The sequence below is a fragment of the Pantoea sp. X85 genome, assembly GCF_029623675.1.
GTDB classification, from domain to species: Bacteria; Pseudomonadota; Gammaproteobacteria; order Enterobacterales; family Enterobacteriaceae; genus Pantoea; species Pantoea leporis.
This window is the reverse complement of record NZ_CP121108.1, coordinates 2,412,902-2,426,028: the sequence shown is the minus strand read 5'-3', so window position 1 is coordinate 2,426,028 and position 13,127 is coordinate 2,412,902. Positions and strand designations below refer to the sequence as shown.

Genomic DNA, 13,127 nt, shown 5'->3' with positions numbered 1-13,127 from the left:
TTTGCGCTTTGCTTGCCTGAGCTGTGAGCTGACTCATAAATTTGCGATTGTGTGAGCCAGCGTGGAGAAAAAAAGCCGTTAATAGCAAAAAGTAATTCTCTAACTCTTTGCTATATAAGGCATTATGTTTTCCCGGCTATACAGGCAAGGGTGGGTTGCGATATAGTAACCGCCGATAAGACATTTCCGTCAACTTTTGGAAACCCGCATTCCCTGATGCCATCCGTATGAGTAAAACGCAACCCACCGACATGAAAAGCAGAGAACGTGGCCGCCCCAGAGAGTTCGATATCGAACAGGCTCTGGACAAAGCCATGATTGTTTTTCGTCAGAAAGGGTTTCATGCGGCTTCACTTAACGATCTGGGCGAAGCGATGGGGTTAACTGCGGGCAGCATCTACAAGGCTTTTAAAGATAAGCGCAGTTTGTTTCTGCTGGTGTTTGAACGCTATCTTTCGGTGCGCAATGCCGATCTGCGCCAGCGTCTGGCACAGTTCACCAGCGGCCGTGAGAAGCTCGGCGAGCTGCTGCAGTTTTACCTTGATTCCGCGCGGGCGGTGGAAGGTCGCACCGGCTGTTTAGTGGTGGGCAGCGCGGTAGAGCTGCAGGTGCTGGATGACGATCTTTCGCAACTGGTGAGTGAAGCGGTCATTCGTAATAAAAACTTCCTCGCCTCGCTGCTCAAACTGGGCCAGGAAGATGGCTCAGTGACGCCCAATCTGGATGTGGACACCGCCGCGGGATTGATCCTCTGCATCGCCTTTGGCATGCGCGTTGTGGGCAAGATCACCGATGTAAAAGATGAACCAGAAACCATCAAGTTAGTTATGAAGCTGCTGGACTAAAATTTGTCTAATTAGGAGTCGGATACTTCCTAAATAAGCGAAGCGTAAAGACGGAGGGCAAGTGAAAGACGAAGATTCAGATATTACGGAAGAGATTCGCGCATTGGTGGGCAGGGTAGTGACACGTATCCTGCGTCCTGATGAAGCGCTTACCGTTCAGGAACTCATAGGCGCGTTGTATCGCCTAAGTTTGCGCTCCACCGACAGCAAAACCAAAGTCGCCTGCGAGAAAGCCATTCGTATCCTGGCGAAAAAACTGCACTAATAGGGTCGCGCGTGCCGCGCCTTGTTGTTCTCCTCTGCTGAAGTCTGGCAATCCCTCGCCAAACACCTCTCTGATTAAAGCGGGCGATGCGCGGTCTCTTTCGCCTTCCACAACGCAAACAGCGTGATCAGCAACGCCAGGCTGACATACAGCGATACCCACAGCGTGCTGCCCATCTCTTTATACAAGGTCGTGATGATCAGGGGCGCAAAGCCACCGCCAATGATTCCTGCCAGCGTGTAAGCCAGTGACGATCCGGCGTAGCGCACGTGGCTGGGGAACTGTTCGGTGACAAACGCCGCCTGCGGTCCGTACATCACCGCATGAATCAGCAAGCCGCCAATGACCGCCAGCACAATCAGCACCGGCTGTGAGCTATCCAGCAGCACAAAGAACACAAACGACCAAACGATTGCCAGCAGCGCACCGGCAATGTAGACCGGACGACGGCCGAGCTTGTCGGAGAGCGCACCAAACATCGGCACCGTAATCGCATTGCCAATCGCGCCGAGCATGGTGGCCATTAGCGCCAGCGGACGCGGCAGTTGCAGCACGGTGGTGACGTAGGTAAGGGTGAACACCACCACCAACGCATACAACACGTCGGAGCCGATACGTGAACCGCCAGCGATCAGTAGCTCACGTGGATAGCGAACAAACACCTCTTTCAGCGGCGTATGCGTGGTTTTCTCCGCCTGCTGCATCGCGACAAAGGTTGGCGTCTCTTCTACGCCGCGACGCAGCCATAAGCCAAACATCACCAGCAGCAGACTCAGCAGGAATGGAATGCGCCATCCCCACTCCTGAAACTGCTCGCCGCTCAACGCTACCGTTACCAGCGTGATAAATCCGGTGCCAATCAAGGTACCGCACGAGGGACCTACCTGCGCAAACGAGGCGTTACGGCCACGTTTGTCGGCATCGCCATGCTCCATCGACAGCAACACTGCACCGGCCCATTCGCCGCCTAATGCAATACCCTGAATAAAGCGTAAGGCCACCAACAGCACCGGACTCCAGATGCCCCACACCGCATAGCCAGGCAGCAGGCCCATCAGCGCGGTGGTGACGCCCATAATCACCAGGGTGGTGATCAATACCGCTTTACGCCCGGCGACATCGCCGAGATGACCAAAGATAAAGCCGCCAACCGGACGGGAAATGTAGCCGACCGCATAGGTGGAAAACGCCAGAATGGTACCGACCAGCGGATCAAAGCTGGGGAAAAACACGTGGTTAAACACCAGCGCCGCCATGATGTTGTAGACCGTGAAGTCATACCACTCCAGCGCGGTACCGATGGAGCTGGCCGCCGCGAGGCGACCGGTTTTGCTGTGGCTGGCGCGCGCGCCTGACGCGTGCGGCAACGTTGAATCGGTATTAGCCATGAGCCATCTCCTGTTGGGTTAACTGCCAGCTGAGGGAGTAGAGCTGTACGTCCGCGTTGAGTGCCTGCGCGGCATCGGCGGCGAGGGTTTTACACACTTGGGCGTCGCGGCAGGTCAGCAGCAGCATCGGATGCATTGGTCGCGTTGCGCTGGTTTCCCGTGGCAGCGGCGAGCTCAGCGTGGTGTCAGGCGTCAGCAAACGTGAGGCGATATAGCCGGGCGTTTGCTGCACGCTGCTTTGCCAGCTGCCCAGCGATGCAACATCTGTACCCGCTTTTAAGGTCAGCACCGCCAGATGGCTACCGGTGCCTTGTCCATGCTGATGCGAGATGGCGCAGACGCGGCGCATCGGATTGACCATTTTGTTAAGGTTCTTCACCGACCATTCGGTCTGGCGCGTGAAGGCGGCGTGATAATCGGCGCTGGTAAAGGCTTCCAGCGATGCGGTTTCATACAGGCCGAGGTATTTGCGTTCGGCATCCACCGCCTGATAACGCGTGCCGCTAAGAAAGCCGCTAATGGCCACGCGCTCTTCAACGTGTTCGTGGTCGTACCATTGGTTGAAATCCGCTTCATCTGCAGCATCGATATGGGTGGCGACAAACAGCATGCCGTGGGGTTGAGTCATGATCAGCTACTCCGTTTCAGGGTGGTTTCAATCGCGGCAGCCCAGCTGAGTAATGCAGCATCGTTGCCATGGGTGGAAGAGAGCATCAGGCCAACCGGCGCAGCGCCGGGCTGATGACAAGGCAGAGAAATCGAACAGCCATCCAGCATGTTGATCACGCTGGTGTTGCGCAGCATCAGCAGGTTGACTTGCATGTAGCGCGCGGGATCGTCGAGCTCAGTCAGCGTCGGCGCGATCAACGGCACCGTCGGCATCAGGATGCCGTCGAAGGGCGCAACCGCCTGCTCGACGCGCTGTTTCCAGTCGGCGCGCAGTTGGTAAAGTTCGGCGGCATCCTCTTCGTTCAGTAAGCTGCCGCGATTAATGCGCGTCAGAACCTGCGGATCGTAGGCTTCTGGCTGGGATTGGGCGTAATGCTGATGCCATTGCCAGGCTTCCCACGCGGTAATGCCGCCGCGCGCGTTAATGGAATCCAGTTCTGCCAGCTCTGGCAGCGGCAGCTCGGTGATTTTCACGCCCTGCGCGCGCAGCACATCGAGCGCATGCAGCCAGGCGGCGCTGACGTGTTCGTCAAGGCCAGCCAGCACGCGCGTCTGCGGGATAACGAAATGCGCTTCTGACAGATTCCGCTCATCGATTGTGAGGGGCCGATCGGCGATCACGCTATCGAGCAACCAGCAGCTGCGCACGTCGTGAGCGATCACACCGATGCTGTCGAGCGATGCCGCCAGCGGCAGCGTTCCGCGTTGATCTATGCGGCTGGCGCTCGGTTTGAAGCCGGTTAAGCCGCATAGCGCCGCCGGAATGCGCACCGAACCGCCGGTATCGGTGCCAACCGCCGCCAGGCACATGCCGTCGCTCACCGCCACCGCTGCACCGGAAGAGGAACCGCCCGGAATGCGCTGCTGCGCGCGCTGCCACGGATTGGCGGGTGTGCCGTAATGCGGATTGACGCCGAGGCCGGTGAAGGCGAACTCGCTCATATTGGTTTTGCCAACGATGACGGCACCAGCCTGCTGCAGCCGATCCACCATGCTGGCGTTCGCCGTGGCTGGGCTGGTGTTGCTGAGCAAGCGGGAACCGGCGGTAGTGACTTCTCCGGCGACATCAAACAGATCTTTAATGCTGATGGGCAGACCATCAATCGCGCTGCGTGGCTGTTGCTGCTGCCAGCGCGCGCCGGCTTGTTCGGCCTGCTGGCGCGCAGCAGCGGTATACACCTTGGTGAAGACGCGTTTGCCTTCTCCGCTTTCCGCTGCAATTGCACTCAGTGCATGCTGGGTCGGGGTTTCAGGGCTGATTTGCCCGGCGAGCAGCTGCTGGCTCGCTTGCCATAACGTTGTCATAGAGAACCTCAGGCGATAACCGGCAGCGAGCCCGTGATGTAAGTGTGTTCCAGCGTGCGGTTCAGCACCGGATCGTGCAGCGCCATACGGAATTCACTGGAAGGACGGATCCCGCCGATGGCGCTGAGCGTGCCGCACGACATGGCGAAACCTTCCTCAACCTGGCCCGCGGCAAAATAGCGGCTTAGCAGATCAAGTGGCGTCAGCAGCGAGGAGAGGGCGCCTTGCTGATAAGTCACCCAATCACCGTTGACGTTGATCCAGGCGCGCAGCTCCAGCTGATCCCAGTGCGCTTTGACGTCCGTCATGCGCCACGCGTGACCGGCCACCGGTTTGATGCACGCCTGTTTCGATAGCGCCACGCTGAACGTTTCCAGATGACGATCGGTATGATCAGAAATCAGCGAAACCCAATATTCGCCGCGATGGAAAAACACGAAGGGTTCAGCTTCACCGGACGTCTGATCGCCGACCACTTCCAGCTGCGTTTCCTGAGTTAATTGATTGGTTGCGACACGATAAAACAGCGGCACTGCACCAGGAGCGGGCACGCCCAGCGCTTCCAGCTCCCTGATATGGTGCAGCACCGCTTCCTGATCGCGTCCTACCCAGCCCGCGATAACAAGTTGATTAATCTCAACATCCAGTACTGCCGCATCGGCGTAATCTGTTGTAAACCGTAATTGCATGGGATCGATCTCCAGGTGAGAAATGCGTGTGAAATTTCACTGTCATTTCAATCTAGCCATTTTCATGCCAGGTTTTTGTGTAATATGTCTCAGTTACCTAATAAGGATTTGCGTGATGAGTAATGTGATGGCTGAAAATGTGAGCTCGCCGACGACCCCGAAAAGCATTTCGCTTAACGAGCGCGCCTATCTGGCGTTCAAGCACCGGCTGATCACGCTGCGCTACAAACCGGGCGACTATCTCAATATCGCGCAGGTGATGGATGATCTTGAGATGGGCAGAACGCCGGTGAATCAGGCGGTGCATCGGCTGGAGACGGAAGGGCTGTTGCAGATTATCCCGCGCAAGGGCGTGATGGTGTCGCCGCTGTCAATTGATGATGCGCTGGAGTTAATTGAGGTGCGTCTGGTGAATGAGGCGCTGTGCTTGCGGCTGGCTTCGCAGCGGGTCAATGCGGCGCAGATCGTCTATCTGCGGGAGATGAATCAGCGCATTGCCAATGCCAGCGCCTCACGCGATCGCGAACAGATGATGCTGCTGGACCGCGAATTTCATCAGGTACTGGCGGACATCGCCGCCAACGGTCGGCTGGCCGATATTCTCAGCATTATCCACGCGCAGGCGCAGCGCTTCTGGGCCACCACGCTTTCCAGCGCTGCGCACATGAACGAAGTCATCGCCGAACACGAAGCGATCATTGCGGCGCTGGAGCAGGGAAATGCCGAGCTAGCGGAAGAGGCGGCGCGGGTGCATATCTATTCGTTTAAACAGGCGCTGCTGAATAATTAATATTCGGCTTCTTCACCCGGCAGCGGAATAGAGAGTTCCATGCCCTCAACCCCGGCGTAGAAAATAATCAGCTCGGCACGCTGATCCGTGGTGAAACCACGATGGGCAATGTCGATGGATTCATTAAAGGCTTCGCCAGCGTTAAACGTTTTAGTCTCGCCGCTGGCTTTGTCTTCGATAGTCAGCGATCCCGATAAAATATACGCGGTATTCGGCATAGGATGCGTATGCCACGGCAGCTCGGAATGTGCAGGAATGGTCATCTTCATCACCGTGATCTCGGGCTTACCGGCTGGATAGTGTTCAATATGCTGGCCATTCCAGGCTTGCCCGCTTTGCAGTAGCGTTTCTGCACTGTTTTCATGTTCGTTATCGGCGCTCATCCCATTCCTCTGAATCGTCATTAAAATCTCTCCCGCACAGGATAGTGCAAATCAGCAAGGCTGCGCGTGCAATCACTGTCAGCCTAAGCCGCTCGGTGATGCTCGGGTCACTTGTAAAAGAATTGTGATCGGTCACCAGGAACTGCTCAAAGTAATCGATTACTTTGTTTCTCTCTGTGGAATGTAATCGATTTCTTTTTGGCGCGAGGTCAGCATGGTTTCGACAACTACAGGTTCTGAGATTGCGGTGAGGCAGCAGCGTCTGCTGATTCCCCGCTTGTCATTGATGATGTTCATGCAGTTTTTCATTTGGGGAAGCTGGTCCGTAACGCTCGGGCTGGTGATGACGCAGCACAACATGTCATTGCTGATTGGTGATGCTTTCTCAGCAGGGCCGATCGCCTCAATACTGTCGCCGTTTGTGCTGGGCATGTTGGTTGACCGCTTCTTCCCTTCACAGAAAGTCATGGCGGTGATGAACCTGGCGGGCGCGGTGATTTTATGGTTTGTCCCGGGCGCGCTGGTGGCCGAAAACGGCGCGCTGCTGATTGGCTTGCTGTTTGGCTATACGCTGTGTTTTATGCCGACGCTGGCGCTCTCTAACAACATTGCCTTTCACAGCCTGGCCAGCAGTGACAAAAGTTTTCCGGTGGTGCGGGTGTTCGGCACCATTGGCTGGATTGTGGCGGGCATCTTTATTGGTGTTACCGGCATCGCCTCCAGTACCGCGATTTTCACCCTGGCCGCAATCTGCTCGGTGGCGTTGGCAATTTACAGTCTCACGCTGCCGCATACGCCTGCACCGGCGAAAGGCATGCCGCTAAAAGTGCGCGATCTGTTCTGCGCGGATGCCTTTGCGCTGCTGAAAATCCGTCACTTCTTCGTCTTTGCTCTCTGCGCCACCTTGATCTCCATCCCGCTCGGCACCTATTACGCCTACACCGCGTCCTGGCTGGCGGATGCGGGCGTGAGTAACGTCAGTACTGCGATGTCATTTGGTCAGATGTCGGAAATCGTCTTCATGCTGGTGATCCCGCTGCTGTTCCGCCGCCTTGGCGTCAAATACATGTTGCTGGTCGGCATGGTGGCGTGGTTTGTGCGCTACGCGCTGTTTGCCATGGGCATGAACGATGAAAGCCGCGCACTGATCTACATGGGCATTCTGCTGCACGGTGTCTGTTATGACTTCTTCTTTGTGGTGGGCTTTATCTACACCGACCGCATCGCCGGCGAGAAAGTGAAAGGGCAGGCGCAGAGCATGGTGGTGATGTTCACCTACGGTATTGGCATGCTGCTGGGTTCGCAGATCTCGGGCGCGCTGTATAACCGCCTGATTGCCGGACAGGGCACGGCGCAAAACTGGGCAACATTCTGGTGGATCCCCGCGATTGCCGCGGCGGCGATCGCCGTTCTTTTCCTCTTCACCTTTAAATACCGGGATGAAGCGGTTTGATTGACGGGAGGTGTAGGTGAAAACGTTAAAAGGACCGGGAATTTTTCTCGCGCAGTTTATTGGGCAACAGCCACCATTTAATTCGCTGGCAGGGTTGGCGCAATGGGCCTCTGCGCTCGGTTACAAGGCGCTGCAGATGCCTTGTAATCACCCGCTAATTTTTGATCTGCCGCGCGCCGCAACCAGTCAAACCTATTGCGATGAAGTGACGGGTTTGCTGGCCAACTACGGCTTGCAGATCAGTGAATTATCGACGCACCTGGAAGGCCAGCTGATTGCCGTCCATCCGGCGCACGATCGCGCCTTCAACGGCTTTGCCCCCGCCGCCTTGCACGGCGACAAAGAAAAGCGCACCGCGTGGGCGATTCAGACGGTGAAGCTGGCAGCGGCCGCGTCAGCCAACCTGGGATTGCAGGCCCACGCGACGTTCTCCGGTTCGCTGGCTTGGCCATATCTCTATCCGTGGCCGCCACACAATCCTCAGCTATTGAGTGAAGCTTTCTCAGAACTGGCGCGGCGCTGGCTGCCGGTGCTGGACGAGTTTGATCGCTACGGCATTGATGTCTGCTACGAGATCCATCCCGGTGAGGATTTGCATGATGGCGTGACGTTTGAACGCTTCCTGGCGTTGGTGAACAATCATGCGCGCTGCAACATCTTGTTCGATCCCAGCCACTTGCACTTGCAGCATATCGATTATCTGCAGTTCATCGATATCTACCATCGGCGCATTAAGGCCTTTCACGTTAAAGATGCCGAATATCTGCCGAACGGACGTAGCGGCGTGTATGGCGGTTATCAGCGCTGGATAGATCGTGCTGGTCGCTTCCGCTCACCCGGTGACGGACAGATCGATTTTCCGGCCATTTTCAGCAAGCTGGCGCAGTACAATTATGCCGGGTGGGCGGTGCTGGAGTGGGAGTGTTGCCTGAAAGAGGCGGAAACCGGCGCGCGCGAGGGCGCCGACTTCATTCGTCGCCACATCATTCCGGTGGCCGAACGTGCATTCGATGACTTTGCCGCACAACCGCAGCAGGCAGCCAGCATCCGCGCGCAGTTGGGGCTGAGTGCGGCAGAGTCGCATGATTAAGGCGGGCGCGAAATTATGCTAGCCTCCGTAGTATCTGACTGAGCAAGAGTTGCAAGCATGTCCATCCAAAAAATCGCCCGCTTAGCGGGCGTTTCTGTGGCAACAGTTTCACGGGTACTGAATAACAGCGATACGGTAAAAGCGCTGAATCGTGAGAAAGTCCTGCACGCTATTAAAGCGAGTAATTACCAGCCAAATTTATTAGCGCGTCAGTTGCGTACTGCGCGTAGCTCAATGATTCTCGTGATGGTGTCGGATATCTCCAATCCCTTTTGCGCCGAGTTGGTGAAAGGCATTGAGGAGCAGGCGGAGAAAAACAGTTATCGCATTCTGTTGTGCAATTCTGGCTCAGACATCGAGCGCTCCCGCTCCAGTTTGCAATTGCTGGCCGGGAAAATGGTGGATGGCATTATCACTATGGATGCGTTCAGTAAGTTGCCAGAACTGGCGCAGCTGATTGGCGAAACGCCGTGGGTGCAATGCGCGGAATACGCCGATGCCGGTGATGTCTCCTGCGTGGGCATTGATGATGTGCAGGCATCAAAGCACGTCGTGGCGTTTCTGGCGGGCAGGGGACGACAGCGTATTGCCTTAATCAACCACGATCTCAGCTATAAATATGCGCAGCTGCGGCAGGCGGGTTATCAGCAGCAACTTATCCATGAAGCACGCAGCTGGCAGGCCATCACGTACGCCACCGAGCTGAGTTTTAATGCCGGTAAACAGGCGATGGAAGCCTTGCTGAGAGCGCCCGAGCGTCCAGATGCCGTGTTCGCCGTGTCGGATACCTTAGCGGCGGGCGCGCTGTCAGCCATTCATGCCGCCGGGCTACGCGTGCCGCAGGATATAGCGGTGACGGGATTTGATGGATCCGACCTCGCCGAAATGGTCACGCCGCCGCTGAGCACGCTGGCGCAGCCGTCGCGCGCTATGGGGCGCAAGGCGTTTACCTTGCTGCTGAATAAGATCGATCAACCTGATTCGCCGGCTCAACGCATTATGATGGACTGGCACTTTGTGGCGCGCGCCAGTACTTAATCGGCGTTTACGAAGGTTGCGAAGTTGATGGTCTGATGATGTAAAGGTGCCGCTCAGAGCTTCAGGTCCGTATTTTTCAACCAAACAGGCGCTGGCGGTTTTGCGTCAGCGCGTGCGCCACATCAGGCAGCATCGGGAAAGAACTCTGACCGCCATATTTCTGGATTGAGCAGGAACTGATTTCAGCCGCGAAAGGAATCGCTTCTTCCAGATCGATGTTGTTCACCAGGCAATAGGCGATACCGCCAATAAAGGAATCTCCTGCGCCGGTGGTATCCACCACATCCGGACAGAACACGGCAGGATAATGTCTGGCACCGGCATCACCGGATAACACCGCGCCTTTCTCGCCCAGCGTGATAATCACCCGGCCATTCACCTTCTGCTGTAGCGCTGCCGCACAGGCCATCGCCTCTTTAACCGAAGTGACAGCGGTTTTACTCATAAAGCTGGCTTCGGTCTCATTCACCACCAGTAAATCGACCTGACTCAGCGCCTGCGGAGAGATTTCGCGCGCCGGCGCGTTGTTGAGCAAAATCTGGCAATCATGACGGCGTGCCACGCTGATGGCTCGTTCAACCACACGATCGGGAATTTCCGACTGCAGGATTAACAGAGGCCGATCGCTAAATAATCCATCGTGAATATCGGGTTCGCTAATCAGGTAGTTTGCGCCCTTAATAATGGTGCTGCAATAATCGCCGGATTCCAGAATCTGCACGATGCCAATGCCGGAGGTTTTTCCGCGCTGGCTAATGTTATCTACCGATACCCCGTTTTCATTCAGCGATTTTATGAGTTCGCTGCCATAAATATCATTGCCCACACAGCCCACCATATTGACGTTCAGCCCCAGCTTGGCGCACTGAACCGCCTGGTTTGCCCCTTTACCGCCCGGCATCAACATTAATTCGTTGCCGGTAAACGTCTCCCCAATTTCCGGCAGGCGATCCTGCTGGACAAGAATGTCGTAGTTAAGACTGCCAATAACAACAATATTATGTTTCATCATTTCGGCCCTTAATTGGCGGTGCGCTTGGACGCAACCGCATTTCTGGTGTTGTGTAAACTGGTCTGACTTTTTTCGCTGGTCTTGCTGGCGATAAGGGTAAAGATGGCATCCAGAATATTCAGATGCACAATGCGCGTGGTGGCGTTCTCTCCGGTAATCGGATTGTTTTTAACCGACGAGATAATCGAGTGCCGGGCAATTAAACTCAGTGGGCTGTTGGGATAATTGGTCAGGCAGATGGTTTCTGCGCCGTTCTCATTCGCCGCTTTTACCATCTGAATAATGTCCGTGGTTTGGCCGGAGTGAGAAATCGCCAGCAGGATATCGCCGGGTTGCATCAATGAGGCGGTCATCAGCTGCTTGTGGCTGTCACTAAACACCGACGAGAAGATGCCGATCTTCAGCAGCTTATGATTGAAGTCATCACAGATAGAACCTGAACCACCGCACCCGGCAATAACTATGCGTGCGCTTTCTGGTTTATTAATAAACAGATACGCCACTGCTTTTATCACGGCACTGTTAATCACGCTCAGGGAATCCTGCAGTGCCAGCACCGAATTTAAAAAGGTGCTTTCAATCACCTGCTCGACATATTTTTCTGAATCCGGGATTACCGGAATATCGATGATATCTTCCTGCGTGCTGACTTGCCGGGCGATATTGATTTTCAGATCGTGAAAACCGGTAAAACCGAGTTTCTTCGATACTTTAGTAATGCTCGAGACGCTAACATTCAGATAATTCGCAATATCAGTGATGCACATTTTAGATAAAGACTGCGGATTGTCGTCAATAAAACGTGCAATTGAACGTTCCTTTTTTCCCAGCTCAGGCGCAAGGGTGCGAGCCAGCAGGAATATCTCATTGCCTTTAAGTCGATTATGCATTTTGCGCGCCCATTAAAAAAGTTGTCGCTAAGCTAGCATGGCATTTAGGGGAAAAGTGTTAACTGGATCACACACTGTAAAACGTTTTACTGATGCATTTTACTGTTAGTAAAATAAAAGTATCCTTATTGCGACTGTTATTTCATTAACAGTAAAATGGCCATTTAACCTATTGTATTACAATGATTTTTCTAGCAGTAAAATTTTTACTATTATAAATCTATCGTTTATTTTATTAGCGGTAGTATTTAGCTGATCGCATTTACCTGATGAATATTCTCATTTATAAGGAAATGGAAATCCCATTAAAGGTAATTTAAAAAATGAAATTCTCATCACGTATAAATTCATTTCGCTCCAGAGCCGATCTGTTTGCGGCGAAGAACAACATGGATACTTGCGATCTTATTACGCGTATGGGTAGCGTTGCGGGCTTGACGCATATTGAGCTGAATTATCCGGAGCACTTTATTGGTCAGGATAAAGCGCTGATTAAACAGACCATCGCTGATAACAATTTGCAGGTGGGCGGCATCGCTCTGCGTTATAACAAAGAGTTCATCGAGGGTGAATTCACCAATCCTGATGCCGCACTGCGTAAAAAAGCGATCGAAATTACCCTCGAAGCCGCAGAGATGTGCAAATACCTCGGCGGCAATACCGTCACGCTGTGGTTTGGCTATGATGGTTACGATTATCCATTCCAGCAGGATTACTTCCGCGCCTATGAGTGGCTGGTCAGCGCACTACAGACCGTGACCCAGGCACACGCGGATATGCAATTCAGTTTTGAATATAAGCCGTATGAACCGCGCACCTTCTCCTTTATTGGTGATGTCTCTTCAACGCTGATGCTGATTGATGATGTAGGCTCCGACAATCTCGGTATTACCCTCGATTTCTGTCACATGATCATGAAGAAAGAGAATCCCGCTTTCTCACTGTTCCAGTCGGCACGCAAAAACCGTCTGGTGGGCTTCCACCTGAATGATGGTTATGGCCATTTTGATGATGGATTGATGCTGGGTTCCGTGCACCTGATGCAGACGCTGGAATACATCTATTACGCAAAACGCGTTAACTTCAGCGGCCTGATCTATTTCGATACCTTCCCAAGCCGTGAAGATCCGGTTGCCGAATGCGCGCAAAACATTCGCATGTATAAAGCGCTCTCCAGCTTTATTGATCGCCTGAGCATTGATGAAATCGATCAGCTGATTAAAAGCCAGGATGCGCTGAAAGTGCAGGGCATGCTGATGAAAATCATCGCTGAATAAAAACAAAATCAAAACTTACCTCTATTAACTACC

Annotated in this window: 14 protein-coding genes; 7 read left to right on the top strand and 7 right to left on the bottom strand. The window is 54.2% G+C overall.

Annotated features, from left to right (window positions below):
- Positions 1-251 precede the first annotated feature (251 nt).
- Together P6287_RS11305 and P6287_RS11300 are read left to right on the top strand one after the other, a co-directional pair.
- A complete protein-coding gene (locus P6287_RS11305) occupies positions 252-845 on the top strand; it encodes a TetR/AcrR family transcriptional regulator (protein WP_277973711.1) in 594 nt (197 codons plus the stop codon).
- Positions 846-906: 61 nt separating this feature from the next.
- Positions 907-1,110, top strand: a complete 204-nt coding sequence (locus tag P6287_RS11300) for a hypothetical protein (protein ID WP_101764092.1) — start codon at positions 907-909, stop codon at positions 1,108-1,110.
- A gap of 74 nt (positions 1,111-1,184) precedes the next feature.
- Here P6287_RS11300 and P6287_RS11295 read toward each other — a convergent pair whose 3' ends face one another.
- From P6287_RS11295 to P6287_RS11280, 4 genes are read right to left on the bottom strand one after another with little or no spacing between them, the layout of a single operon-like run.
- Entirely contained in the window at positions 1,185-2,498 is a 1,314-nt protein-coding gene (locus P6287_RS11295; protein ID WP_137385988.1) for an MFS transporter, read from the bottom strand.
- Positions 2,491-3,126: a DUF4286 family protein gene (locus tag P6287_RS11290; RefSeq protein ID WP_101764094.1), complete on the bottom strand. Its 636-nt coding sequence runs from the start codon at positions 3,124-3,126 to the stop codon at positions 2,491-2,493. The genes P6287_RS11295 and P6287_RS11290 overlap by 8 nt, the downstream gene beginning before the upstream one ends.
- Positions 3,127-3,128: 2 nt before the next feature.
- A complete protein-coding gene (locus tag P6287_RS11285; protein WP_277973710.1) occupies positions 3,129-4,472 on the bottom strand; it encodes an amidase in 1,344 nt (447 codons plus the stop codon).
- 8 nt (positions 4,473-4,480) lie between these two features.
- Positions 4,481-5,161: a DUF2848 domain-containing protein gene (locus P6287_RS11280; protein WP_277973709.1), complete on the bottom strand. Its 681-nt coding sequence runs from the start codon at positions 5,159-5,161 to the stop codon at positions 4,481-4,483.
- Between the two features lie 115 nt (positions 5,162-5,276).
- On the opposite strand from P6287_RS11280, the gene P6287_RS11275 reads away from it, so the two are divergent.
- Positions 5,277-5,951, top strand: coding sequence for a GntR family transcriptional regulator (locus tag P6287_RS11275; protein WP_137385984.1), 675 nt, complete (start codon positions 5,277-5,279; stop codon positions 5,949-5,951).
- Here the strand turns inward: P6287_RS11275 and P6287_RS11270 are convergent.
- Entirely contained in the window at positions 5,948-6,355 is a 408-nt protein-coding gene (locus P6287_RS11270) for a cupin domain-containing protein (protein WP_101764098.1), read from the bottom strand. The genes P6287_RS11275 and P6287_RS11270 overlap by 4 nt on opposite strands.
- Positions 6,356-6,548: 193 nt before the next feature.
- On the opposite strand from P6287_RS11270, the gene P6287_RS11265 reads away from it, so the two are divergent.
- The 3 genes from P6287_RS11265 to P6287_RS11255 are packed head-to-tail and all read left to right on the top strand — an operon-like array spanning position 6,549 to position 9,915.
- The gene (locus tag P6287_RS11265) at positions 6,549-7,787 is read left to right on the top strand and encodes an MFS transporter (RefSeq protein WP_277973708.1); all 1,239 of its coding nucleotides are present in this window, start codon (positions 6,549-6,551) and stop codon (positions 7,785-7,787) included.
- Between the two features lie 16 nt (positions 7,788-7,803).
- Positions 7,804-8,877: a sugar phosphate isomerase/epimerase family protein gene (locus tag P6287_RS11260; RefSeq protein WP_192411659.1), complete on the top strand. Its 1,074-nt coding sequence runs from the start codon at positions 7,804-7,806 to the stop codon at positions 8,875-8,877.
- 57 nt (positions 8,878-8,934) lie between these two features.
- The gene (locus P6287_RS11255) at positions 8,935-9,915 is read left to right on the top strand and encodes a LacI family DNA-binding transcriptional regulator (protein ID WP_137385980.1); all 981 of its coding nucleotides are present in this window, start codon (positions 8,935-8,937) and stop codon (positions 9,913-9,915) included.
- 76 nt (positions 9,916-9,991) lie between these two features.
- On the opposite strand, the gene P6287_RS11250 is transcribed toward P6287_RS11255, so the two are convergent.
- Together P6287_RS11250 and P6287_RS11245 are read right to left on the bottom strand one after the other, a co-directional pair.
- Positions 9,992-10,924 carry a ribokinase gene (locus P6287_RS11250; RefSeq protein ID WP_192411964.1) on the bottom strand — a complete coding sequence of 311 codons (933 nt, stop codon included), beginning with the start codon at positions 10,922-10,924 and terminating at the stop codon, positions 9,992-9,994.
- Between the two features lie 11 nt (positions 10,925-10,935).
- Positions 10,936-11,817, bottom strand: coding sequence for an SIS domain-containing protein (locus P6287_RS11245; protein ID WP_137385979.1), 882 nt, complete (start codon positions 11,815-11,817; stop codon positions 10,936-10,938).
- Between the two features lie 323 nt (positions 11,818-12,140).
- On the opposite strand from P6287_RS11245, the gene P6287_RS11240 reads away from it, so the two are divergent.
- Complete coding sequence (locus P6287_RS11240; RefSeq protein WP_101764104.1) at positions 12,141-13,094, top strand: sugar phosphate isomerase/epimerase family protein; 954 nt, start codon at positions 12,141-12,143, stop codon at positions 13,092-13,094.
- Positions 13,095-13,127 lie beyond the last annotated feature (33 nt).

What these genes read in the sequence shown, in the direction of transcription:
- P6287_RS11305 (WP_277973711.1), top strand. Translation starts at nt 252, where the DNA reads ATGAAAAGCAGAGAACGTGGCCGCCCCAGAGAGTTCGATATCGAACAG.
- P6287_RS11295 (WP_137385988.1), bottom strand. Translation starts at nt 2,498, where the DNA reads ATGGCTAATACCGATTCAACGTTGCCGCACGCGTCAGGCGCGCGCGCC.
- P6287_RS11290 (WP_101764094.1), bottom strand. Translation starts at nt 3,126, where the DNA reads ATGACTCAACCCCACGGCATGCTGTTTGTCGCCACCCATATCGATGCT.
- P6287_RS11285 (WP_277973710.1), bottom strand. Translation starts at nt 4,472, where the DNA reads ATGACAACGTTATGGCAAGCGAGCCAGCAGCTGCTCGCCGGGCAAATC.
- P6287_RS11280 (WP_277973709.1), bottom strand. Translation starts at nt 5,161, where the DNA reads ATGCAATTACGGTTTACAACAGATTACGCCGATGCGGCAGTACTGGAT.
- P6287_RS11275 (WP_137385984.1), top strand. Translation starts at nt 5,277, where the DNA reads ATGAGTAATGTGATGGCTGAAAATGTGAGCTCGCCGACGACCCCGAAA.
- P6287_RS11270 (WP_101764098.1), bottom strand. Translation starts at nt 6,355, where the DNA reads ATGACGATTCAGAGGAATGGGATGAGCGCCGATAACGAACATGAAAAC.
- P6287_RS11265 (WP_277973708.1), top strand. Translation starts at nt 6,549, where the DNA reads ATGGTTTCGACAACTACAGGTTCTGAGATTGCGGTGAGGCAGCAGCGT.
- P6287_RS11255 (WP_137385980.1), top strand. Translation starts at nt 8,935, where the DNA reads ATGTCCATCCAAAAAATCGCCCGCTTAGCGGGCGTTTCTGTGGCAACA.
- P6287_RS11250 (WP_192411964.1), bottom strand. Translation starts at nt 10,924, where the DNA reads ATGAAACATAATATTGTTGTTATTGGCAGTCTTAACTACGACATTCTT.
- P6287_RS11245 (WP_137385979.1), bottom strand. Translation starts at nt 11,817, where the DNA reads ATGCATAATCGACTTAAAGGCAATGAGATATTCCTGCTGGCTCGCACC.
- P6287_RS11240 (WP_101764104.1), top strand. Translation starts at nt 12,141, where the DNA reads ATGAAATTCTCATCACGTATAAATTCATTTCGCTCCAGAGCCGATCTG.